The organism is Stenotrophomonas nematodicola, assembly GCF_009467805.1.
Lineage (GTDB): Bacteria > Pseudomonadota > Gammaproteobacteria > Xanthomonadales > Xanthomonadaceae > Stenotrophomonas > Stenotrophomonas nematodicola.
Genome location: NZ_WIAY01000005.1, coordinates 86,946 through 109,098 on the forward strand (window position 1 = coordinate 86,946; position 22,153 = coordinate 109,098).

The 22,153-nt window shown below is 65.4% G+C and carries 19 protein-coding genes and 2 tRNA genes; 5 read left to right on the forward strand and 16 right to left on the reverse strand.

Annotated features, from left to right (window positions below):
* The first annotated feature begins 274 nt into the window (after positions 1-274).
* The 4 genes from GDJ08_RS14920 to GDJ08_RS14935 all read left to right on the forward strand — a co-directional run bounded on the left by GDJ08_RS14920 (position 275) and on the right by GDJ08_RS14935 (position 2,894).
* Complete coding sequence (locus GDJ08_RS14920) at positions 275-574, forward strand: hypothetical protein (RefSeq protein ID WP_136003225.1); 300 nt, start codon at positions 275-277, stop codon at positions 572-574.
* Positions 574-837, forward strand: coding sequence for a hypothetical protein (locus tag GDJ08_RS14925; RefSeq protein WP_136003224.1), 264 nt, complete (start codon positions 574-576; stop codon positions 835-837). The genes GDJ08_RS14920 and GDJ08_RS14925 overlap by 1 nt, the downstream gene beginning before the upstream one ends.
* Positions 838-847: 10 nt before the next feature.
* Positions 848-2,434, forward strand: coding sequence for a PepSY-associated TM helix domain-containing protein (locus GDJ08_RS14930; protein WP_153165176.1), 1,587 nt, complete (start codon positions 848-850; stop codon positions 2,432-2,434).
* A gap of 76 nt (positions 2,435-2,510) precedes the next feature.
* A complete protein-coding gene (locus tag GDJ08_RS14935; RefSeq protein WP_206147362.1) occupies positions 2,511-2,894 on the forward strand; it encodes a VOC family protein in 384 nt (127 codons plus the stop codon).
* Here GDJ08_RS14935 and GDJ08_RS14940 read toward each other — a convergent pair.
* A complete protein-coding gene (locus GDJ08_RS14940) occupies positions 2,882-4,066 on the reverse strand; it encodes a glycoside hydrolase family 18 protein (RefSeq protein ID WP_153165178.1) in 1,185 nt (394 codons plus the stop codon). The two genes, GDJ08_RS14935 and GDJ08_RS14940, sit on opposite strands and share 13 nt — an antisense overlap.
* Before the next feature lie 231 nt (positions 4,067-4,297).
* Between GDJ08_RS14940 and GDJ08_RS14945 the strand changes: the two genes are divergently transcribed.
* Entirely contained in the window at positions 4,298-5,317 is a 1,020-nt protein-coding gene (locus GDJ08_RS14945) for a tetratricopeptide repeat protein (RefSeq protein ID WP_153165179.1), read from the forward strand.
* Positions 5,318-5,428: 111 nt separating this feature from the next.
* Here the strand turns inward: GDJ08_RS14945 and pnp are convergent, their stop codons facing one another.
* The 15 genes from pnp to nuoI form a co-directional block, all read right to left on the reverse strand.
* Positions 5,429-7,537: a polyribonucleotide nucleotidyltransferase gene (gene pnp, locus GDJ08_RS14950; protein ID WP_017355942.1), complete on the reverse strand. Its 2,109-nt coding sequence runs from the start codon at positions 7,535-7,537 to the stop codon at positions 5,429-5,431.
* A 150-nt stretch (positions 7,538-7,687) separates the two neighbouring features.
* Positions 7,688-7,948: a 30S ribosomal protein S15 gene (gene rpsO / locus GDJ08_RS14955; RefSeq protein ID WP_017355941.1), complete on the reverse strand. Its 261-nt coding sequence runs from the start codon at positions 7,946-7,948 to the stop codon at positions 7,688-7,690.
* A gap of 171 nt (positions 7,949-8,119) precedes the next feature.
* Complete coding sequence (gene truB, locus GDJ08_RS14960) at positions 8,120-9,028, reverse strand: tRNA pseudouridine(55) synthase TruB (RefSeq protein WP_017355940.1); 909 nt, start codon at positions 9,026-9,028, stop codon at positions 8,120-8,122.
* A gap of 105 nt (positions 9,029-9,133) precedes the next feature.
* The gene (gene rbfA / locus GDJ08_RS14965) at positions 9,134-9,559 is read right to left on the reverse strand and encodes a 30S ribosome-binding factor RbfA (RefSeq protein ID WP_136003220.1); all 426 of its coding nucleotides are present in this window, start codon (positions 9,557-9,559) and stop codon (positions 9,134-9,136) included.
* 96 nt (positions 9,560-9,655) lie between these two features.
* Positions 9,656-12,295, reverse strand: coding sequence for a translation initiation factor IF-2 (infB, locus tag GDJ08_RS14970; RefSeq protein WP_017355938.1), 2,640 nt, complete (start codon positions 12,293-12,295; stop codon positions 9,656-9,658).
* Positions 12,296-12,390: 95 nt separating this feature from the next.
* Complete coding sequence (gene nusA / locus GDJ08_RS14975) at positions 12,391-13,902, reverse strand: transcription termination factor NusA (RefSeq protein ID WP_017355937.1); 1,512 nt, start codon at positions 13,900-13,902, stop codon at positions 12,391-12,393.
* A 4-nt stretch (positions 13,903-13,906) separates the two neighbouring features.
* On the reverse strand, positions 13,907-14,497 hold the full coding sequence (rimP, locus tag GDJ08_RS14980; RefSeq protein ID WP_136003219.1) for a ribosome maturation factor RimP: 591 nt from the start codon (positions 14,495-14,497) through the stop codon (positions 13,907-13,909).
* A gap of 530 nt (positions 14,498-15,027) precedes the next feature.
* Positions 15,028-15,104, reverse strand: a tRNA-Met gene (locus GDJ08_RS14985).
* Between the two features lie 148 nt (positions 15,105-15,252).
* Positions 15,253-15,329: transfer RNA gene (locus tag GDJ08_RS14990), tRNA-Met, on the reverse strand.
* 126 nt (positions 15,330-15,455) lie between these two features.
* Positions 15,456-16,916 carry an NADH-quinone oxidoreductase subunit NuoN gene (gene nuoN, locus GDJ08_RS14995; protein ID WP_153165180.1) on the reverse strand — a complete coding sequence of 487 codons (1,461 nt, stop codon included), beginning with the start codon at positions 16,914-16,916 and terminating at the stop codon, positions 15,456-15,458.
* A 36-nt stretch (positions 16,917-16,952) separates the two neighbouring features.
* On the reverse strand, positions 16,953-18,461 hold the full coding sequence (locus GDJ08_RS15000; RefSeq protein ID WP_017355934.1) for an NADH-quinone oxidoreductase subunit M: 1,509 nt from the start codon (positions 18,459-18,461) through the stop codon (positions 16,953-16,955).
* 23 nt (positions 18,462-18,484) lie between these two features.
* Entirely contained in the window at positions 18,485-20,686 is a 2,202-nt protein-coding gene (gene nuoL, locus GDJ08_RS15005; RefSeq protein WP_136003218.1) for an NADH-quinone oxidoreductase subunit L, read from the reverse strand.
* 7 nt (positions 20,687-20,693) lie between these two features.
* Entirely contained in the window at positions 20,694-20,999 is a 306-nt protein-coding gene (gene nuoK, locus GDJ08_RS15010; RefSeq protein ID WP_017355932.1) for an NADH-quinone oxidoreductase subunit NuoK, read from the reverse strand.
* Positions 20,996-21,655, reverse strand: coding sequence for an NADH-quinone oxidoreductase subunit J (locus tag GDJ08_RS15015; protein WP_017355931.1), 660 nt, complete (start codon positions 21,653-21,655; stop codon positions 20,996-20,998). The genes nuoK and GDJ08_RS15015 overlap by 4 nt, the downstream gene beginning before the upstream one ends.
* Before the next feature lie 6 nt (positions 21,656-21,661).
* A complete protein-coding gene (gene nuoI, locus GDJ08_RS15020) occupies positions 21,662-22,150 on the reverse strand; it encodes an NADH-quinone oxidoreductase subunit NuoI (RefSeq protein ID WP_017355930.1) in 489 nt (162 codons plus the stop codon).
* Positions 22,151-22,153 lie beyond the last annotated feature (3 nt).

The following is a 22,153-nucleotide window of genomic DNA, read 5'->3' on the forward strand; positions in this document are numbered from 1 at the left end:
GACCGGCGCCGGGCGCGGGCCACCTTGTTGCCATCAGTAGAGATGGCTTGATCTTAAACCAATCCGGGTCGCGATGCCGCTCCGCCTGCCCGGGCAGCGCCTGAACGTGGCGCTGTGGCGCCCGGAAACCGCAATGATTACCATGCGCGGATCGCCGTGCCACGTCCGGCGACGCCTCCCCCCAAGGATCCGCCATGACACTCGCCGTCCGCCGGGCCCGGCCTGCCCGGCCCCGTCTTCCGCGCCAGGCCTGGCCCGCCCCGCCGTCGTACCCGTGACAGGTACCGACTTCGCTGCGGCGCTGTACTGCGTGCTCGGTGGCATCGCCTCGGCGTTCTCCGCGCTGGCCTTCTACGCCGCCTCGCCACATTGCCGCTGGCCGCGCCTGCGACGCGCCGGCCGACTCGGCCGCCACATCGGCCTGGTGGCGTTTGCGACCGGGCTGTGGCTGTGGATGGGGCAGCTCGGGCTGGCTGCCGGCCTGTGCGTGACCCTGGCCGGCTGGATGCTTGCCGCGATGGCGCTGCCCTACCTGGCCGCGTGGACGCGCCCGTACGCCGCGGAGCGCGGCTGATGTGGCCGCGCGCCTTCGCCGCGCTGCTGGCCGGTTTCCTGGTCGCCGCGGCGGCCACCGGCCTGGTGGCCTGGCTGCCGCCCGGCCCCTGGGAACGGGCCGTGGTGCCGAGCCTGATCGCTTTCGTCCCGCTGTGGATGCTGGCGGCGGTGTGGGCCTTCAGCTTCCGCACCGGCCTGCGTGCATGGACCGGAATGGGGGTGGCTGCCGCTCTCGGTTTCGCGCTGTTGTGGCTGCTGCGCAGCACCCAGTGGGTGCAATGACGGAGTCCCGATGAAGTTCAGCTCGTTTACGCTCCGTACGTTCACCACGCTCCACACCTGGGTCGGCCTGGTGGCTGGCTTCGCGCTGTTCGTGGCCTTCTATGCCGGTGCCATCACCGTGTTCCACCACGACCTGCCGCTGTGGCAGGCGCCGCATGCGATGGAGCAACCGGCACAGACCCTGGACGATGCCCAGCACCTGCTCGACGGCGTCCTCGCGCGGCACCCGGAGGCGCGCCGGCACATCGGCATGACCTTCCCCGGCGCGGAAACCCCGCAGACCGTGGCGTACTGGCAGGACGCCAAGGGCACCTGGCTGTTCGCCTGGGCCGACCACGTGGACGGCAGCCCCACGCCGCCCCAGGCCGGGCTGGCCGAGCTGGTCAATGAGCTGCACTACACCTTGGGCCTGCCGGTGGCCGGAATCTACCTGATGGGCGTGGTCAGCCTCCTGTATGGCGTAGCGCTGCTGTCGGGGCTGGTCATCCACCTGCCTCGACTGGCCGGCGACCTGTTCGCGCTGCGACCGGGCCGCAACCTCAAACAGATGTGGCAGGACGCGCACAACGTCATCGGTGTGCTCAGCCTGCCCTTCCACCTGCTGTTCGCGGTGACCGGCGCGCTGCTGTGCCTGATGTTCCTGCAGATGGCCGCGCTCAACCCGCTGGTCTACCAGGGCAAGCTGATGGCGGCGCTGCCGACGGCGATGGACACTGCCCCGATCCGTGCCGCCGCCGGCGAGCCGGTGCGACCGGGCAGCCTGGCCATGCTGCATGCGCGTGCGATCGCGGTGGCCACCGACCAGGGCCTGCCGCACTTCGAACCGGCATACCTGAAGCTGGCCAACGCCGGCGATGCCAACGCGGTCATCGAGATCACCGGCGAAGGCGGCGCCTCGCTCGGCCCGCTCGGCGCGGTGGCGATGGATGCCAACACCGGCCAAGTGCTGCACACGCAGTTGCCTGGCCGTCGCGATGCCAACCACGCCACGCTGGCCGCCGCGTACGCGCTGCACTTCGGCGAGTTCGGCAACGGCGCGGTGCCGTGGCTCTATTTCGCGCTCGGCCTGGGCGGCGCCTTCCTGTTCTATTCGGGCAACCTGCTGTGGATCGAATCGCGCCGCAAGCGTCGGCAGATCGAGCAGGGCCGCGCCCAGGTGAACATGGCACGGGCCACGGTCGGGATCTGCATCGGGCTGTGCGTGGCCATTTCGGCCGCGTTCGTCAGCGTCCAGCTGCTGGAACACCTGGCCCCGTCGTACGCGGACACCGGGATGCGCTGGACCTGCTTCCTGGTCTGGGGCGGCTGCGCCCTGTGGGCGGCCCTGCGGGCGCCGTCACGCGCCGCACAGGAGCTGCTCTGGGCGGCGGCGATGGTGACCGCACTGGTGCCGGTGGCCCACGGCGCCATGACCGGGCAATGGCTGTGGACCAGCGCGCTGCGCGGCTACTGGCCGTTGTTCTGGGTGGACGGTGTCGCCCTGGCAATGGCAGTGGGCTTTGCCGCGATGGCTCGCGCCACGCGACGCCGCGCCCACCACGGCGACCCCAACAGCGTGTGGGCCGATAACCGCAGGGCCACCGCGCGCGTCCCGTAGCCCATCACCGTTTGCTGCCGCGACCGTGTTTACCGTGCAGCGGTTCCTGCCCACCTGCGCAACGCCCATGACCGACCTGCACATCGACCGCCTCGACCATCTCGTACTGACCGTGGCCGACATTGATGCCACCTGCAGGTTCTACCAGCGCGTGCTGGGCATGCAGGTGGAAACCTTCGGCAGCGGGCGCACCGCACTGCGTTTTGGACTGCAGAAGATCAACCTGCACGCGCACGGGCGCGAGTTCGAACCGAAGGCCGCGCGCCCCACACCGGGGTCGGCAGACCTGTGCCTGATCACCTACGCCACGATCGATGAGATCCTCGCCCATCTGCACGCGCAGGACGTGCGCATCGAGGATGACCCGGTGCAGCGCACCGGGGCCACCGGGCCGATCCTGTCGGTGTACTTCCGCGATCCGGACGGCAACCTGATCGAGGTATCGCGCTACCTGGCGTGAGGCAGGAACGGCGCGGCCATCGCCTGCAGCAGGCTGCCCTGCGGGTCGTCGCCGGTCAGCTCCCAGGTGAACACGCCGCGCAGCTGGCGATCCCTGGCGAACTCGGCGCGCAGGCCGATCGAGGTCGGATCTTCATAACTGATGAACACGCGCTCGGCGGCGTTGTACAGCCACGGCGACTGCGCTACCGGGTGCCAATGCCGCTGCCACCCGGGCTGATCGAGGAACGCGGTCTTGATGTGGCGCCAGTCGCCCGCGTCGAACGGGGCGCTGTACGGCTGGTACAGGCCGTCGCCGCTCTGCGTGGTGACCTGGAAGCCGCGCCCGTAGAACGGCACGCCGAGCACCAGCTTGTCGGCCGGTACGCCGTGCTGCTGGTAGTAGGCCACCGCCCCCTCGACGCTGTTCCAGCGCCGCAGCGCCGGGTCCAGCGGATCGGCCGGCACCTCGCGCAGCGGCGCGTTGAACGTGGAGACTCTGGAGAAGCCGGTGCCCATGTCATAGCTCATCAGCGTGATGAAATCGAGCGCCTGCCCGAGCGCCTTGAGCTCGTAGCTCAGGGCGGGATCGTACGGACCGTCGGTCTGCACGCGGCCGGCCGGCAGCGCAGCGGTCAGCAGCCGGTGCAGACCGTGGCCGCCGTCGAGCGCGTCGAGCTGGCGGCGGAATTCCTGCACCAGCAGGGTCATGTTGCGCCGGTCTTCCGGGCGGTCGGTGATCTCCACCGGGCCACCGGACACGGGAAACTCCCAGTCGATATCGACGCCATCGAAGCTGCCGCGGTGCTGCTGGAAAAACAACGCCACGCAGGAGCGCACGAACTGCTGCCGGCGTTCGGCGGTGAGCGCCGCGTCGGAGAAGCCGCCGGCATTCCAGCCGCCGATGGAGATCAGGGTGTGCAGTGTCGGATGTGCTCGCTTGAGCGTGGCCAGCGCCTTGAAGTGCCCATCGGCCTGCGCATCGACCACGCAGCGACCGTCCTCGATGCGGGCGAATGCATAGAACAGATGGGTCAGCGTATCGGCCGGAATGGACGCCACCGGATAGCGCTCCGCAGAACCGCCGGGATAGTAGGCTCCGATCACCTTCGGCAATGGGTCGGCGGCGGAGGCGGCGATCGGCAGGCAGCCGGCGATGAGCACAGCAAGTACAGCCACGGTCTGGCGGAACATGGGATCTCCCGGGTCGAAGGCCGGGCCACGTTAGCAGACACCACGCGCGGAACAGCCCCCTTGAACGCGATGTCCGGCAATCCCGTCCGGCGGACAGACCGCACGCCCGCGCCCAGGTCAGCGCAAGGTCGGGACCGGACATGTCGACAGCGCACAATGCCATGCGATGGCATGCGCGACCGACGGGCGCAGCGGCTACAGTGCGCATGAATACCAACGATATGCCGACGCATGACCGACATCGCCGACACCACCGACACCTCACTTTCCACACCGGACAACGACACCCTCGCGGCGCTCGAAGCGGAGGCCTACGCCGCGTTCGACGCTGGCCACCTGCAGCGGGCCAGCGACCTGTTCGGTGAACTCAGCGGGCATGCCCCGCACGTGCCGTACCTGCATTACATGCGCGGCCTGGCGCACAAGTATCTGCGCGACTGGCCCGCCTCGCTGCAGCACAACCTGCGCGCACAGACCCTGCAGGACGCGTTCGACCAGGCCTCGGCCTGGAATGCAGGGATTGCCGCCACGGCATTGGGCGACTGGGCCGAAGCGCGCCGCCAGTGGGCGAAGTGCGGCATCAACGTACCGGACGGCGACGGTCCGATCGACACCGATTTCGGCATGATCTGCGTCCGGCTTGATCCGTGGGGCAGTGGTGAGACAGTGTTCGCGCGGCGCATCGACGTGGTGCGCGCGCGGGTGCTGAACGTGCCATTCGGCAGCAGCGGGCATCGCCTGTTCGATATCGTCCTGCACGATGGTGCCAAGACCGGCGAGCGCGCGTTGAACGGCGGCACGGTGCCAGTGTTCAACGCGCTGCAGACCCTGCAGGCATCGGACCACGCCACCTTCGTGGCGTTCATCCGGTGTCCGTCAGCGGACGACATGGCGGCACTGGAGGACGCCCGGCTGCCCGGTATCGGCTATGTCGAGGACTGGAGTGCGTCGGTCCGGTCGCTGTGCCTGCGCTGCAGCTACGGCGTGCCGCACGCGCGGGACGCCCCGGCACCTCATGATGAGCGAGCCGCTGGCAACGACGATTGGCAGGTGGAGCGCAGCCTGGGTATCGGTGCACAGGGCAAGGCCGCGGTCGAGCGCCTGCTCGCCGACTGGGTCGCTGCGGGGCCCGCGCGCGTGATCGATGCGATCGAACGCCGCGAAGGCACCCCCAGCGCGCCTGCCGAAGGGCAGGTGTGGTGGTGCGATCCCACCGAGGTGGAACACGCCGGGGAAGACGACCTGGTCTAGGCGCGTCGACAGCACAGCGGACATAACGAAAAAGCGGGCCGAAGCCCGCTTTTTCGTTGTGCGAAGGTGTGAGGACCTGCGGTCCTCACGTTCCGCGAACGCGTGCGCCGATTACTCGGCCGCCACGCCCTCGCCTTCTTCGACGGCCTTCATCGACAGGCGGATACGGCCCTGCTTGTCGACTTCCAGCACCTTGACCTTGACCACATCGCCTTCCTTCAGCTTGTCGCCGACCTTCTCGACGCGCTCGCTGGAAATCTGCGACACGTGGACCAGGCCGTCCTTGCCCGGCAGGATGGTGACGAACGCACCGAAGTCCATGATCTTGGCGACCTTGCCTTCGTAGATGCGGCCCGGCTCGACGTCCGAGGTGATCTGCTCGATGCGCGACTTGGCAGCCTGCGCCGCGATCGCGTTCACCGAGGCGATGACGATGGTGCCGTCGTCCTGGATGTCGATCTGGGTGCCGGTTTCCTTGGTGATGGCCTGGATGGTGGAACCCCCCTTGCCGATCACTTCGCGGATCTTGTCCGGGTGGATCTTGATGGTTAGCAGACGCGGCGCATAGTCCGACAGCTCCTGACGCGGTGCGGTCAGGCCGTGGGCCATTTCACCGAGGATGTGCAGACGGCCAGCCTTTGCCTGCTGTAGTGCCTGCTTCATGATCTCTTCGGTGATGCCTTCGATCTTGATGTCCATCTGCAGGGCGGAGATGCCCTCAGCGGTACCGGCCACCTTGAAGTCCATGTCGCCCAGGTGATCTTCGTCACCCAGGATGTCGGACAGGACGACGAAGCGCTCGCCTTCCTTGACCAGACCCATCGCGATACCCGCAACCGGCGACTTGACCGGCACGCCGGCGTCCATCAGGGCCAGCGAGGAACCGCAGACCGAAGCCATCGACGAGGAACCGTTGGATTCGGTGATTTCCGACACCACGCGAATGGTGTACGGGAAGGCTTCCAGCGACGGCATCACTGCCAGCACGCCGCGCTTGGCGAGGCGGCCGTGGCCGATTTCGCGACGCTTGGGGCCCATCATGCGGCCGGTCTCACCCACCGAGTACGGGGGGAAGTTGTAATGGAACAGGAAGTTGTCCTTGTACTCACCGGACACGGCGTCGATGACCTGGCCATCACGGGCAGTGCCCAGGGTGATGGTCACGATGGCCTGCGTTTCACCGCGGGTGAACAGCGAGGAACCGTGGGTACGCGGCAGGATGCCGGTCTGCACGGCGATCGGGCGGACGGTGTCCAGCGCACGGCCGTCGATGCGGACCTTGGTGTCCAGCACCGAGTTGCGCATGGTGCTGTATTCCAGCTCGCCGAATTCCTTCGACAGCTCGGCCGGGTTCCAGCCGTCGGCGGCCACGCGGCCAGCCAGCGACTCGGTCACGTCCTTCTTGATCGCGGCGATCGCGTCGCGGCGCTGCAGCTTGTCGCGCACCTGGAAGGCTTCAGCCAGACGCGGGCCGACGGCTTCCTGCAGGGCGCTGATCAGCGCCTCGTTCTTGGCCGGGGCAACCCAGGTCGACGGCTTGGTGCCGGCTTCCACGGTCAGCTCGTTGATGGCATTGATGACCTTCTGCATTTCGCGGTGACCGAAGGTCACGGCGCCCAGCATCACGTCCTCGGACAGCAGCGCGGCTTCGGATTCAACCATCAGCACGGCGTTGGCGGTACCGGCGACAACCAGTTCCAGCTCCGAATCCTTCAGCTCGGTCACGGTCGGGTTGAGGATGTACTCACCGTTCTTGTAACCCACCTTGGCAGCGGCGATCGGACCCTTGAACGGGGTACCCGCCAGCGACAGCGCGGCCGAGGCACCGATCAGCGCCGGGATGTCACCGTCGATGTCCGGGTTCAGCGACATCACCGTGGCGATGATCTGCACTTCGTTCTTGTAGTCTTCCGGGAACAGCGGACGGATCGGGCGATCGATCAGACGCGAGATCAGCGTCTCCTTTTCGGTCGCGCGGCCTTCGCGCTTGAAGAAGCCACCCGGGATACGGCCACCGGCGTAGAACTTCTCCTGATAGTCACAGGTCAGCGGGAAGAAGTCCTGGCCCTCACGCGCGCTCTTGGCAGCCACGGCGGAGACCAGCAGCACGGTGTCGTCGAACTTGACGATGACGGCGCCACCGGCCTGACGGGCGATTTCGCCGGTTTCAAGCGTGACGGTGTGCTTGCCGTACTGGAAGGTTTTGGTGATTTTTGCCACGGGGGATGTCCTTGGGATGATGCTTTCTTCGAATGGACCGCGGGCGACCCTTGCCGCCGACGGGTGACCGGTGGTCCGGTCCAGGCGTTTGATGCGGTACTACCAAAACAAAACCGCGGCGCATTCCTGCGCCGCGGTTGGGATTCCTGCTTAGCGACGCAGGCCGAGCTTTTCGATCAGGGCCTTGTAACGCACGCCATCCTTCTTCTTCAGGTAGTCGAGCAGGCTGCGGCGACGGTTGACCATCTGCAGCAGACCACGACGGCTGTGGTGATCCTTCTTGTGGGTCTTGAAGTGGCCGGTCAGCAGTTCGATGCGGGCGGTCAGCAGGGCAACCTGGACTTCCGGGGAGCCGGTGTCAGCCGAGCTGCGCTTGTTGTCTTCAATGACCTTCTGGGTGTCGATCGACATTGTATTTTCTCTTGGATGCGTGGCCCGCAGAAACGTCCCATTGACGTACCGCGCGACTCGCCGTGAACGAAAGGATGAACCCGCGCAAGGCGGGAAGCCTGAAAAGGCCGCGAAATTGTAACGGTCGCGGCCGTCCGGGACAAGGACCAGGGTGGGCTGGCGGACCGGCGGTCAGAGGTTGAAACGGCGCTGGGAGGCCAGCAGTCCACTGGCATCAACCTGTCCCAGACCCTGAATGGCGTCCTCCGGGCCGTACACGACTACCAGCCCGGTTGGCCAGCCTTCGCCACGCTGGCGCTGGCCCACGCAGAAGCGGGCCGCCTGTTCAGCATCCAGCGTCACCCGGGGGTAATGCGCCAGACCGTCGGCCAGCGGCAGCAGCAGGCGCTCCATGCCGGCTTCATCCCCCTGGGCGGCCATCGCCCGCAGGGTGTCCAGGGTCACCATCGGCGCATCGCGGAACGGGTCCACCCACAGGCGCCGCAGACCGGCGATATGTGCCCCGCACCCCAGGGTTTCGCCCAGGTCGCGGGCCAGGCTGCGGATGTACGTACCCGAGCCGCAGGTCACGCGCAGGGTCAACCGGGTCGGCTGCTGCGCCAGCACGTCGATGGCATGCACCTCCACCTCCCGCTCGGGCGCTTCGATCGCGTCGCCACGGCGCGCCTTCACATACAGCGGCTCGCCCCCCTGCTTGAGTGCGGAGTAGATCGGGGCACGCTGACGGATGCGTCCACGCAGCGGCGCCAGCGCGGCGTCCAGCGCCTCGGCGCTGATGGGCGGTACCGGCCGCTCACGCAGCACGACGCCATCGGCATCGTCGGTGTCGGTGGTCTGGCCCAGCACGACCTCGGCGTCATACGCCTTGGCCGAACCAAGCAGCAACCCCGCGATCTTGGTCGCCTCACCGAAGCACAGCGGCAGCAGCCCGGTGGCCAGTGGATCCAGGCTGCCGGTATGGCCGCCCTTCTCGGCACGGAACAGGCGTCGTGCGATCTGCAGCGCCGCGTTGGAGCTCATGCCACCCGGTTTGTCGAGCAGCAGGAGGCCGTCCAGGCGACGGAACGTAATTCGGGTCATGGAATATCACCGTAGAGCCAGGCGTTGCCCGGCTGCTCGTGTCGTCGATCATTGCCGCGCGCAACGCGGCCCACCGGGCGTGGCCCGGGGCTGTATCGGGTGGCGTCAGGCCTTGTCGGCCGGCGCGGCGTCATCCGCGTCATCGGCGTCGTCGCCCTGCACGTCGCGGCTCTTCTCGGCCGCCAGCGTATCGGGCAGATCACGCAGGATGTTGTCGATGCGCTCGCCGCGGTCCACCGAATCGTCGTAGTGGAAGTGCAGCTCGGGAACGTGGCGCAGCTTCATGGCCTTGGCCAGATCCATGCGCAGCTCCCAGGCCAGCTCCTTCAGACCCTTCATCGCCTCTGCCGAACGTTCGGGCATCAGCGCGGTGACGAAGATCTTGGCATGGGCCATGTCACGGGTGATTTCGACGTCGGAAACGCTCACCGAGGGCAAGCCGTGCACACGCACCAGATTGTGCACGAGCGTACCCAGCTCACGGCGGATCTGGGCGGAAACACGGTCGGTTCGATGGAAGGTTTTTGGCACGAGACGCTCTTCAATGTTCGGATAAGCGGGTCACGACCCACGGTCGCCACCCGGAAATTTGACAGGGCCCGACCGTTGGCCGGGCCCTGTTCCCCATTACAGGGTACGCGGCACTTCGATACGCTCGAAGCACTCGATCTGGTCGCCCGGCTTGACGTCGTTGTAAGCCTTCACGCCGATACCGCATTCGGTACCGTTGCGGACTTCCTCGACGTTCTCCTTGAAGCGACGCAGCGATTCCAGCTCGCCTTCGAACACCACCACGCTGTCGCGCAGGACGCGGATCGGCTTGCTGCGCTTGACCGTACCTTCGATGACCATGCAACCGGCCACCGCACCGAACTTGGAACTGCGGAACACGTCGCGCACCTGGGCGATACCGATGATCTCTTCGCGGATTTCCACGCCGAGCAGACCGGACGCCACCTGCTTCACCTGATCGATCACGTCATAGATGATCGAGAAGTAACGCAGGTCCACACCGTTGGATTCGATGATGCGACGCGCGGAGGCGTCGGCACGCACGTTGAAGCCGATCACGGTGGCCTTCGAAGCGACCGCCGAGTTGGCGTCCGACTCGGTGATGCCGCCCACACCGGAGTGGATCACGTTGATGCGGATGTCTTCGTTGGACAGCGCCACCAGTGCCTGGCTCAGCGCCTGCACCGAACCCTGCACGTCGGCCTTGATCACCAGGTTCAGCACCTGCTGGCCATCGCCCTTGCCCAGGGTCGCCATGATGTCTTCCATGCGGCTGCCGGCCGACTGCACCAGGCGCGATTCACGGCGCTTGGTTTCGCGCTGCTGCGCGACGTCCTTGGCCAGACGCTCGTCCTCGACCACGACGAAGTCGTCGCCTGCATCCGGCACGCCGGACAGACCCAGCACCTGCACCGGAATCGACGGACCCGCCTGGTCCGGCTGCTTGCCGGTTTCGTCGAACAGGGCGCGCACGCGGCCATACTGGATACCGCAGACCAGGTAGTCGCCCTTCTTCAGCGAACCCTGCTGCACCAGCACGGTGGCGATCGGGCCACGGCCCTTGTCCAGCGAGGACTCGATGACCACGCCGCTGGCGCGGCCATCGGCCACGGCCTTCAGCTCCAGCAGTTCGGCCTGGATCGAAATCGCGTCGAGCAGGTCGTCGATGCCCAGGCCCGCCTTGGCCGAAATCTCGACCATCTGGGTGTCGCCACCGAAGTCTTCGGACACGACCTGCTCGGTGAGCAGCTCGTTCTTGACACGCATCGGATCGGCGCCGGACTTGTCGATCTTGTTGATCGCCACGATCAGCGGCACACCCGCCGAACGGGCGTGCTGGATGGCTTCCTTGGTCTGCGGCATGACACCGTCGTCGGCCGCCACCACCAGCACCACGATGTCGGTCAGCTTGGCACCGCGGGCACGCATGGACGTAAACGCCGCGTGGCCCGGGGTATCCAGGAAGCTGATCACGCCCTTCGGCGTTTCAACGTGGTAAGCACCGATGTGCTGGGTGATGCCACCGGCTTCGCCCGTGGCGACCTTGGTGCGGCGGATGTAATCCAGCAGCGAGGTCTTGCCGTGGTCGACGTGGCCCATGATGGTGACCACCGGCGGACGTGCCACCGGCTCGCCCTGGTTGCCGCCGGCCAGCGCCAGCAGCGCGTCCTCGGCGTCGTTGGTGTTGGCACGGATCACGTTGTGGCCGAGTTCCTCGGTCACCAGCGCAGCGGTATCGTGGTCGATGGTCTGGGTGATGGTCGCCATGACGCCCATCTTGAACAGCGCCTTGACCACGTCGCCGCCCTTGACCGCCAGCTTCTGGGCCAGATCGGCCACGGTGATGGTGTCGCCGATGGTCACGTCACGCACGATCGGGGCGACCGGACGTTCGAAACCATGTGCACCACCGCCGCTGCGCGACTGGTTGCTGTCGCGACGGCCACCGTGCTGCACGCGCCCGGTCGGACGACCGCGCGAGTTGCTGTTGTTGCCGCGGCGGGCACGATCGGCGGCCGACAGATGCAGCTGGCCGGCAAAGCGGTTGCCGCCATCGTCGTCGCGCTTGGCGCCCGGGCGATTGTTGTTGTTCGAGTTGCGGTCGTCCGCACGCGGTGCCGGACGCGCAGCCGACGGAGCGGACGGACGCGGACCACGGGCCGGCGCATCGGCGGCGGCAGGCTTGGCTGCAGCCGGGGCCGGTGCGGGCGGTGCATTCCTGGCCGCTTCGGCAGCGGCTTCGGCCGCCTTGCGCTCGGCTTCGGCACGTTCCTTGGCGTCGATTTCTTCCTGACGCTTGCGGGCGATTTCTTCGTCGCGCGCACGGTCCTTCTCGGCCAGTGCGCGCTGCTCGTCCAGATTGCGCTGGCGGGATTCCTCCAGCTTGCGCAGGATGTCGGCGCGCTCCTCATCCGGCGTCATCGCCTTGCCACTGCTGTCCTTGGTGTAGGTGCGCTTCTGGCGCACTTCAACATTGACGGTGGTCTTGCTGCGGCCGGCGCTGACGGTCACTTCCTGCAACTTGCGACGGTTGAGGGTGATCTTCTTGGCGGCCTCGTCGGTGCTCTCGACGGGCTGCTCGGTCTTGCCGTGCGAACGACGAAGGAAGCCCAGGAGCTTCACCTTCTCGGTGCTGGTCACGACCTGGTCGGGACCGCTGAACTTCATGCCGGCTTCGGCAAGCTGTACAAGCAGTTTATCGACCGGAGTGTTGACCAGTTCGGCAAGCTTGCGGATGGTGGTTTGCTGCGACATTCGGATCCTATGATCTGGTTGGCGCTCCCTCGAAACGTGCGAAGGCAGCGCGGAGTCTAAGCCCTGATCGGGTCAGGGCACTGTTCATCGCTGGCTCATTCGCCGCGCTCCAAGCGGGCGATCTCCTCGGCTCGGGCGGCCAGGATCAGAGCGGCGGCGCGCTCCTGGTCCAGGTCCTCGATACCGAACTCGAGGATCTCGTCGGCGGCCAGGTCCGACAGGTCCTCACTGGTTCGCACGCCATGACCGGCCAGGGCGTAGGCAGTCGCCTCGTCCATGCCTTCCAGGGCGAGCAGGTCTTCGGACGGCGAACCATCTTCCAGACCCTCTTCCACCGCCAGCGCTTCGTTGAGCAGCGCATCGCGGGCACGGGCACGCAGCTCTTCGACGATGTCTTCGTCGAAGCCTTCCACGGCCAGCAGTTCGCCGACCGGGACGTAGGCGATTTCTTCCACGGTGTTGAAGCCTTCGGTCACCAGGATGGCGGCGATTTCTTCATCCACTTCCAGCTTGTCCATGAACAGCTGACGGGCAACGCCCTGCTCTGCCTCGGACTTGGCGGTCACCTGGTCCTGGGTCATCACATTGAGCTGCCAACCGGTCAGGCGGCTGGCAAGGCGCACGTTCTGGCCGCCCTTGCCGATCGCCTGGGCCAGGCGCTCTTCCGCCACGGCCAGGTCCATCGAGTGCTTTTCTTCATCGACGATGATCGACTGCACTTCCGCCGGCGCCATCGCGTTGATGACGAAGTTGGCGGGGTTTTCGTTCCACAGCACGATGTCCACGCGCTCACCGTTGAGCTCGTTGGATACGGCCTGCACGCGCGAACCGCGCATGCCGATGCAGGCGCCGATCGGATCGGTGCGCGCGTCGTGGGCCAGCACGGCGATCTTGGCGCGGTCGCCCGGATCGCGGGCGCAGGCCTTGATCTCGACCAGGCCCTGGCCGACTTCCGGCACTTCGAGCTTGAACAGCTCGATCATGAATTCCGGCGCGGCGCGGCTGATGAACAGCTGCGGGCCACGCGGTTCCGAACGGACCTCGGCCAGGTAACCGCGCACGCGGTCGCCAGCGCGCAGCACGTCGCGCGGAATGCCCTTGTCCTTCGGAATGAAGGCCTCGGCGTTGCCGCCCAGGTCCACATAGATGTTGCCGCGCTCGGCGCGCTTGACCACACCGGTGACCAGCTCGCCAACGCGATCCTTCCACGCATCGACGACCTGCTGGCGTTCGGCTTCGCGCACGCGCTGGACGATGACCTGCTTGGCAGCCTGTGCGGCGATACGGCCGAAGTCCGGGTTCTCGATCTGCTCTTCGATGTAGTCGCCGACTTCAACGCCGTCGGCTTCGTCGATGGCATCCATCAGGCGGATCTGGCGATCCGGGGACTCCATCACCACGTCATCGGCCACCACTTCCCAGCGGCGGAAGGTTTCGTAGTTGCCGTCCTTGTGGTCGATCGACACACGGGCCAGCACTTCCTGGTCCGGATAACGCTTCTTCGCGGCCGACGCCAGTGCAGCCTCGATGGCCTCGAAGATCACTTCACGCGGAACGCCCTTTTCATTGGCGACCGCATCCACTACCAGCAAAAGTTCCTTGCTCATTGGCTCACTCCGCGCGCGGCTTCTTGGCCGCCGGCTCGTTGGATGGTTTCTTGTTCGCCTTGCCACCCTGCTTGGGCGCCGGGCCAGTCGGTTTGGTCGGAGCGAGGCCGAGGGCGGCCCAGTCCGGCATGATGCGTGCCTTGTCGATGTTCTCGACATCGGCGGTGAACGGGGCATTGTCGACCTTGAAGGTGACCGTACCCTGTTCCAGATCCACGGCGAGAATCTCGCCCTGCAGACGGCGACGGCCGTCCTGCGGCAGCTTCAGCGTCACCTTGGCGGATTCGCCGATGGCGCGTTCGAACTGCTCACCCGTGAACAACGGACGATCCACGCCCGGCGAGGAGACTTCCAGCGTGTAGTTGGCGCTGATCGGGTCTTCCACGTCCAGCTGCGCGGACACTTCACGGCTGACGCGCTCGCAGTCGTCGATGTTGACGACGCGCTCGGGCTGTTCGGCCAGCGGCACGTCGATGTACAGGCGCAGGGTCGCACCGCCCGGGGCAGTCAGATACTCCACGCCCAGCAGCTCGAGACCCAGCGACTGAACGGTGGGGGCGAGCAGATTCGCGATTTCGGTTGCCTTGTCGCTCACAGTCTGCCTTGATTCGTTGAAAGAGATACTGGCGTGGCCAGTCGCGCCGGCCCAACACCCCTGGCCACATTCCGGAAACAACAAAGGGCCCGCTGGGCCCCTTGTCCGGTACAACTCCGGTCATGCTGGATTCCGGTAGCGGGAACACACGCGGTGCATGTTCCTGCGAGCCCAGCCTTCCGGGGGGTCACGGCGACCTGGTTACAGGGTGCCGTTCCTGGAAGCCGGTAGCGGGCCACATTCACGTCCGTTGAAAGGATGCGCATGAACAGTCCGCCAAGCCACTGATGATAGCCGGTGCACCGCGCTGGTGCAATGGCCTGGGGCGGTTGCAGGGTGGCCATTGCGGAACCTGAACCGGGCAACAGACGAAAGAAGGTCGATGCACAGCCGGCCTCGGGTCATCGACGCACCCGTCCGGCTCCTGCGCCCCTGTGCCGCCCCAAAGAAGCGGATTCCAGCAACGAAAAAAGCGACCCCGTTCCCGGAATCGCTTTTTCGTCTACTGCATCTGCACTGCAGATTTTCTGTGGTAGCGGGGGCAGGATTTGAACCTGCGACCTTCGGGTTATGAGCCCGACGAGCTGCCAGACTGCTCCACCCCGCAGCAGAAGCGGAATTGTAAGGGAGTTTTCACTCCCGCGCAACCCCTTTTAAAACACCAGGGCATCGCTGCCGATCCCTGCAACGAAAAAGGCGACCTCGTTGCCGGGATCGCCTGATTCGTCCACCACCCGATTCTCACCGGGTCGATATGGTAGCGGGGGCAGGATTTGAACCTGCGACCTTCGGGTTATGAGCCCGACGAGCTGCCAGACTGCTCCACCCCGCAGCAGTAGCGGATGAGTTGGTTGGCCACCAAGAACGGGAACCTACCGCAACGATATTCTGGCGAAACCGCTGCATCAACAACTCAGGAAACGAATATTACACTAATTGCGCAGTTTTGTATCGTTTTTTACGCAAGATGTGCAAATGCCTGCTGGCACCAGACCATGATCGGGTTCCAGGCCAGGCCGAGCGCCAGCAGCGCCAAGGCATTCACGCCCAGCACCACGCCCAGCACACGGTCGTTGTTGGCCGGCAGCGGCTCGCCCACCGGCTCATCGAAGTACATGACCTTGATGACGCGCAGGTAATAGAAGCAGCCCACCACCGCGCACAACACACCCAGGATCGCCAGCCACAGCATGCCACCGTTGATCGCTGCGCCCAGCACGGCCAACTTGGTCCAGAAGCCCAGGAACGGAGGAATGCCGGCCATCGACGCCATGATGCACAGCACCAGGCCGGCCATCCACGGGTTGCGCGCGTTCAGACCCTTGAAGTCATTGATGTTCTCGGCCTCGAAGCCGCTGCGGGACAGCGCGATGATCGCGCCGAAGCCAGCGGTCGACATGATCGCGTAGCTCAGGGCATAGAACAGCGCCGCCGCGTAGCCCTCCTCGCCACCGCCGGCGATGCCGAGCAGCAGGAAGCCGATGTGCGACACGGTCGAGTACGCCAGCATGCGCTTGAGGTTGGTCTGGGCGATCGCCATCAGGTTGCCGACCACCAGCGACAGTGCGGCCAGGCCACCGATCAGATACTTCCACTCGTCGGACAGCGGGCCCACGCCCACTTCCAGCAGACGGTAGGCCATGCCGAACGCGGCCAGCTTCGGGGCCGAGCTGATGAACAGCGCGACCGGGGCCGGAGCGCCCTGGTACACGTCGGGCAGCCACATGTGGAACGGGGCCGCGCCCAGCTTGAACGCCACGCCGGCAATCATGAAGACCGCGCCGGTCAGCAGCAGCATCTTCTCTTCCGAATGCGGAATCGCCGCGTGGATCACGTCCAGGTGCAGCGAGCCGGTGGCACCGTAGATCAGCGACATGCCGTACAGCAGCAGACCGGAGGCCAGCGAGCCCAGCACGATGTACTTCATCGCCGCTTCGGAGGCCAGGCCGTTCTCACGGTTGCTGGCCACCAGTGCGTAGGAGCACAGCGCCAGCAGTTCCAGGCCCAGGTAGACCATCAGCAGGCTGCCGGCCGAGACCAGGATCATCATGCCGGCGGTGCCGAACAGGATCAGCACCGGAATCTCACCCTGGAAGAGCTTGCGCTCGCGCAGGTAGCTCCAGCCGTAGACCAGGGTCAGGCCACTGCAGAGCACGATCACGGTCTTCATCACGTCGGCCGCGGTATCGCGGACAAACATGCCGTGGAACACCTCGCCCTGCCCGCCCACGCCGGTGGCGAGCATGAACAGCACCACGCCCAGCGCGGCGACCGAGAACAGGTGGGTCCAGATCTTGTTCTTTTCGCTGATGAACAGATCCAGGATCAACAAGGTGAAGGCGCTGCCAATCAGCACCAGCTCGGGAGCGAGCGGCGGCAGGTCGGCGGCGGTCAGTGGCAACAGCGGCGAGGTGGTCATCATCAAATCCTGGAATCAATACTCTCGACGGCCCGATTACAGCAGCTTGCTGGATGCGATCTGCATCGCCAGCTTCGCGATCGAGGGCTCCATCAGGTCGGTCAGCGGCTTGGGGTACAGGCCCAGGGCAAGCGTGCCCACGGCAAACACACCCAGCACCAGCCACTCGCGACCGTTGATGTCCTTCAGTTCGGCGACATGGGCATTGGCCACTTCACCGAAGAACACGCGCTTGTACAGCCACAGCGTATAGGCCGCGGTGATCACCAACGTGGTGGCCGCGCCCAGTGCCAGCCACGGATTGCGCTGGAAACTGGCCATGATGATCATGAACTCGCCGACGAAACCGCTGGTACCCGGCAGGCCCGCATTGGCCATGAAGAACAGCATGGCAAAGGTGGCGAACCACGGCATCACGTTGACCACGCCGCCGTAATCGGCGATGCGGCGGCTGTGCATGCGGTCGTACAGGACGCCGACGCAGGAGAACATCGCACCCGACACGAAGCCGTGCGAGACCATCTGCACCATCGCGCCCTGCAGGCCCAGACGCGCGGCGTCCGGGTTGCCGGCGTCGCGCACCAGCCACAGGGCGATGAAGGTGCCTAGCGTGACAAAGCCCATGTGCGCGATCGACGAATACGCGATCAGCTTCTTCATGTCGTCCTGCACCAGGGCGACCAGGCCGACGTAGATCACGGCGATCAGCGACAGGGCGATGACCAGCCACGCCCATTCCTGCGACGCGTCCGGGACGATCGGCAGGTTGAAGCGGAGGAAACCGTACCCGCCGATCTTCAGCGCGATGGCGGCCAGGATCACCGAACCGGCGGTCGGCGCTTCCACGTGGGCATCCGGCAGCCAGGTGTGCACCGGGAACATCGGCACCTTGACCGCGAAGGCGATCAGGAAGGCGAAGAAGATCCAGGTCTGCTCGGCAGCCGACAGCTGCAGCTGGTACAGGTCGGCCAGCTGGAAGCTGCCGCCCTTCAGGTACAGGTAGATCAGCGCCACCAGCATCAGCACCGAGCCGAGGAAGGTGTACAGGAAGAACTTCATCGCCGCGTAGATGCGACGCGGGCCGCCCCAGACGCCGATGATCAGGAACATCGGGATCAGCATCGCTTCGAAGAACACGTAGAACAGCATCGCGTCGGTCGCGGCGAAGATGCCGACCGTGACGCCTTCCAGGATCAGGAAGGCGGCCACGTACTGGTTGACGCGCTTGTCGATCGCGCTCCAGGCACCGATCAGCGCGAGCACCGAGACCAGTGTGGTCAACAGGATCAGCGCGATGGCGATGCCGTCGACGCCAAGGTTGTAGCCGATCTTGTAGGACGGGATCCAGGCGCGGGTTTCGACGAACTGCAGCGCGTCGTTGGCCACGTCGTAGCCGCTGAGCAGCGACAGGCTGGCCACGAAGGTCAGCACCGCCACGCCCAGCGACGCCCAGCGGGCGGTTTGGGCGTCACGGATGGCAAGGATCAGGGCACCGCCGATGATCGGCAGCCAGATGAGAACACTGAGTAGGGGCCAGTTCGACACGTCTTCTTATTCCGTACAGGTCATCAACGCAGGTAATGCATCAGGACGCCCAGGAGGGCAATCAGGCCGATGATCATCGCGAAGGCGTAGTGATAGAGGAAACCGGATTGGGTGCGACGCAGCAGGTTGGCCGCCAGATCGATCAGGCGTGCCGAACCGTTGACCACCACACCATCGACGACATTCGTGTCGATCGCGCGCGAAACCTTGCCCAGCTTGATGCCGCCACCGGCGAAACCGCCGATCCAGAGCTTGTCGAAACCGTACTTGTTCTCCAGCACCGACACCAGCGGCGCGAAGGTCGTGCGGGCCTTGCCCGCCAGCTCCGGCTTCCACAGGTAGAACAGCACCGCCAGCAGGAAACCGGCCACGGTCAGGAAGAACGCAGGCGCCATCATGCCGTGGATCGCGAAGGCGACCGGACCGTGGAACTCTTCGGCCAGCGCACCGATGGTGTCGCGCGCCGGGTTGTAGAAGTCGACGATGCCGGTGAAGAACGAATGCACCTGGCCCGGGATGGCATGCTCGGCGTGGTCGCCCGACCAGCCGGTGCCGTACAGCATCGGACCGATGCTGAAGAAGCCGATCACGATCGAGGGAATCGCCAGCAGGATCAGCGGCAGCGTGACCACCCACGGAGCCTCGTGCGGCTCGTGCGGACCGTGGCCGTGACCGTGGTCGTCATGGTGTGCATCGGCAGCGTGCGCGTCGGCGGCAGCGTGATGGTCGGCATGGGCCGCATGATGATCGTCATGGCCGTGACCGTGGTCGTCATGCGCATCGCGGAAGCGTTCCTTGCCGTGGAAGGTCAGGAACAGCAGACGGAAGCTGTAGAAGCTGGTGACGATCACGCCACCCAGCACCGCCCAGTAACCGTAGGTCGCCACCCAGCTCGACGACACGTGCGCGTGGTGCTGCGCGGCCTCGATGATGGTGTCCTTGGAGTAGAAGCCGGAGAAGAACGGCGTACCGACCAGGGCCAGGGTGCCGATCCACATGGTCACGAACGTGACCGGCAGGTACTTGCGCAGCCCGCCCATCCTGCGCATGTCCTGCTCGTGGTGCATGGCGATGATCACCGAACCCGCGCCGAGGAACAGCAGCGCCTTGAAGAAGGCGTGGGTCATCAGATGGAACACGGCGGCCGAGTAAGCCGACACGCCCAGCGCCACGGTCATGTAGCCCAGCTGGGACAGCGTGGAGTACGCGACAACGCGCTTGATGTCGTTCTGCACGATGCCGATCAGGCCGGTGAAGAACGCGGTGGTGGCACCGATGAACAGCACGAAGTTCAGCGCGGTCTGCGACAGCTCGAACAGCGGCGACATGCGGGTGACCATGAAGATGCCCGCCGTGACCATCGTGGCGGCATGGATCAGCGCCGAGATTGGGGTCGGGCCTTCCATCGAGTCCGGCAGCCAGACGTGCAGCGGCACCTGGGCCGACTTGCCCATCGCACCGATGAACAGGCAGATGCAGATGATGGTGGCGATCGACCAGATGACCGGCTCGTTCATCAGCTGGTAGCTCTGGCCGAACAGGCTGATCGAACCCGACCACACCTGCAGCGCCATCTCCGGCTGTGCCAGCAGCGGGGCATTGGCGAACACCGTGGCGTAGTCCAGGGTGCCGAACACCCACATCACACCGGCGATGCCGAGGATGAAGCCGAAGTCGCCGACGCGGTTGACCAGGAACGCCTTCATGTTGGCGAAGATCGCCGTCGGGCGCTTGAACCAGAAGCCGATCAGCAGGTACGACACCAGACCCACCGCTTCCCAGCCGAAGAACAGCTGCAGGAAGTTGTTGCTCATCACCAGGGTGAGCATCGAGAAGGTGAACAGCGAGATGTAGCTGAAGAACCGCTGGTAGCCCGGGTCATCCTGCATGTAGCCGATGGTGTACACGTGCACCAGGAACGACACGAAGGTCACCACGACCATCATCATGGCGGTCAGTTTGTCGACCATGAAGCCGACATGGGCGGAATAGCGGCCCACTTCGAAGAACGTGTAGACGTTTTCGTTGTACGGCTGGGCGCCGCCCCACAGCAGCATGTACAGGACATAGCTGGAAAGGACGCAGCTCACTGCGACGCCGAGGATCGTGACCGCCTGCGCGCCAGCGCGACCCACCTGGCGACCGAACAGGCCAGCGATGATGCTGCCGAACAGCGGTGCAAGCACCACTGCGATCAACAGACTCTTGGAGAGAGTGATTTCCATCTACGGATCAGCCCTTCAGCGAATCGACTTCGCCGACATTGATGGTGCGGCGGTTACGGAACAGGGTTACCAGGATCGCGAGGCCGATGGCGGCCTCGGCCGCGGCCACGGTGAGGATGAAGAAGACGAACAGCTGTCCGGCCGTGTCACCCAGTTCCCGCGAGAACCCGACGAAATTGATGTTGACCGACAGCAGCATCAGCTCGACCGACATCAGCAGCACGATGATGTTCTTGCGGTTGAGGAAGATGCCGGCAAGGCTGATGCAGAACAGCAGCGCGCCCAGCGCCAGAATATGGCCGAGGGTAATCATGGCTTGGCCTCCTCGTCGCTCGACGGCTTGGTAACGGTGTGCACCAGCGGCTTTTCCGCGTCCATCTTGACGATGCGCAGGCGATCGCTGCCCTTCACCATCGTCTGCAGGGACGGGTTCTGGGTCTTCAGGCCGCTGCGACGACGCAGAGTCAGCATCACGGCGGCAACCACGGCCACGGTAAGGATGACGGCAGCGAACTCGAACGGCAGCAGGTACTCGGTGAACAGGCTGCGGGCCAGCCAGGTGATGTTGGAGGTGTCGGCGGCCAGCGCGGCGGCGTTGTCGGCCGGGAACGGATTGACCGCCCTGCCCTTCACCCCGATCAGCACCAGCATCTGCACCAGCATGGTCACCGCGACCACCAGCCCGATCGGCAGGTAACGCACCCAGCCCTCACGCAGGTTGGAGGCGTCGATGTCCAGCATCATCACCACGAACAGGAACAACACCATGACTGCGCCGACGTACACCAGCACCAGGGCCACGCCCAGGAACTCGGCGCCCACCAGAATCCAGATGCAGGCCACGGAGAAGAAGGTCAGGATCAGGCACAACACGGCATACACCGGATTGCGCACGCTGATCACCGCCGCAGCGGAGATGCCCGCCACGATGGAGAAGACCCAGAAAGCGATATTTACCCAATCCATCATTCGACCTCAGCGGAAAGCGGCATCGGCGGCGCGACGCTCGGCGATCTCGGCTTCAAGCCGATCACCGATGGCCAGCAGCTGCGGCTTGGTAACGATGTTCTCGCCACGATTCTCGAAGTGGTACTCGAGGATGTGGGTCTCGACGATCGAGTCCACCGGGCAGCTTTCCTCACAGAAGCCGCAGAAGATGCACTTGAACAGATCGATGTCGTAGCGGGTGGTGCGGCGGGTGCCGTCCTCGCGCTTGGCCGAGTCGATGGTGATCGCCAACGCCGGGCACACCGCTTCGCACAGCTTGCATGCGATGCAGCGCTCTTCGCCGTTGGGGTAACGGCGCAGCGCGTGCAGGCCGCGGAAACGCGGCGACTGCGGGAACTTCTCCATCGGGTACATCAGGGTGTACTTCGGCTTGAACGCGTACTTCAGGGTCAGCCACAGCCCCCCGAGCAGCTCGAGGAGCAGCAGGCTTTTGAAGTAATGGGTAATTCGATTCATCAC

Coding starts and splice junctions, on each gene's coding strand:
- GDJ08_RS14925 (WP_136003224.1), top strand. CDS start 574: ATGTGGCCGCGCGCCTTCGCCGCGCTGCTGGCCGGTTTCCTGGTCGCC.
- rpsO (WP_017355941.1), bottom strand. CDS start 7,948: ATGTCGATCGACACCCAGAAGGTCATTGAAGACAACAAGCGCAGCTCG.
- GDJ08_RS14945 (WP_153165179.1), top strand. CDS start 4,298: ATGACCGACATCGCCGACACCACCGACACCTCACTTTCCACACCGGAC.
- nuoL (WP_136003218.1), bottom strand. CDS start 20,686: ATGGAAATCACTCTCTCCAAGAGTCTGTTGATCGCAGTGGTGCTTGCA.
- nuoK (WP_017355932.1), bottom strand. CDS start 20,999: ATGATTACCCTCGGCCATATTCTGGCGCTGGGCGCGCTGCTGTTCTGC.
- nusA (WP_017355937.1), bottom strand. CDS start 13,902: ATGAGCAAGGAACTTTTGCTGGTAGTGGATGCGGTCGCCAATGAAAAG.
- nuoI (WP_017355930.1), bottom strand. CDS start 22,150: ATGAATCGAATTACCCATTACTTCAAAAGCCTGCTGCTCCTCGAGCTG.
- truB (WP_017355940.1), bottom strand. CDS start 9,028: ATGACCCGAATTACGTTCCGTCGCCTGGACGGCCTCCTGCTGCTCGAC.
- GDJ08_RS14930 (WP_153165176.1), top strand. CDS start 848: ATGAAGTTCAGCTCGTTTACGCTCCGTACGTTCACCACGCTCCACACC.
- GDJ08_RS15015 (WP_017355931.1), bottom strand. CDS start 21,655: ATGATGGATTGGGTAAATATCGCTTTCTGGGTCTTCTCCATCGTGGCG.
- infB (WP_017355938.1), bottom strand. CDS start 12,295: ATGTCGCAGCAAACCACCATCCGCAAGCTTGCCGAACTGGTCAACACT.
- GDJ08_RS14940 (WP_153165178.1), bottom strand. CDS start 4,066: ATGTTCCGCCAGACCGTGGCTGTACTTGCTGTGCTCATCGCCGGCTGC.
- nuoN (WP_153165180.1), bottom strand. CDS start 16,916: ATGACCACCTCGCCGCTGTTGCCACTGACCGCCGCCGACCTGCCGCCG.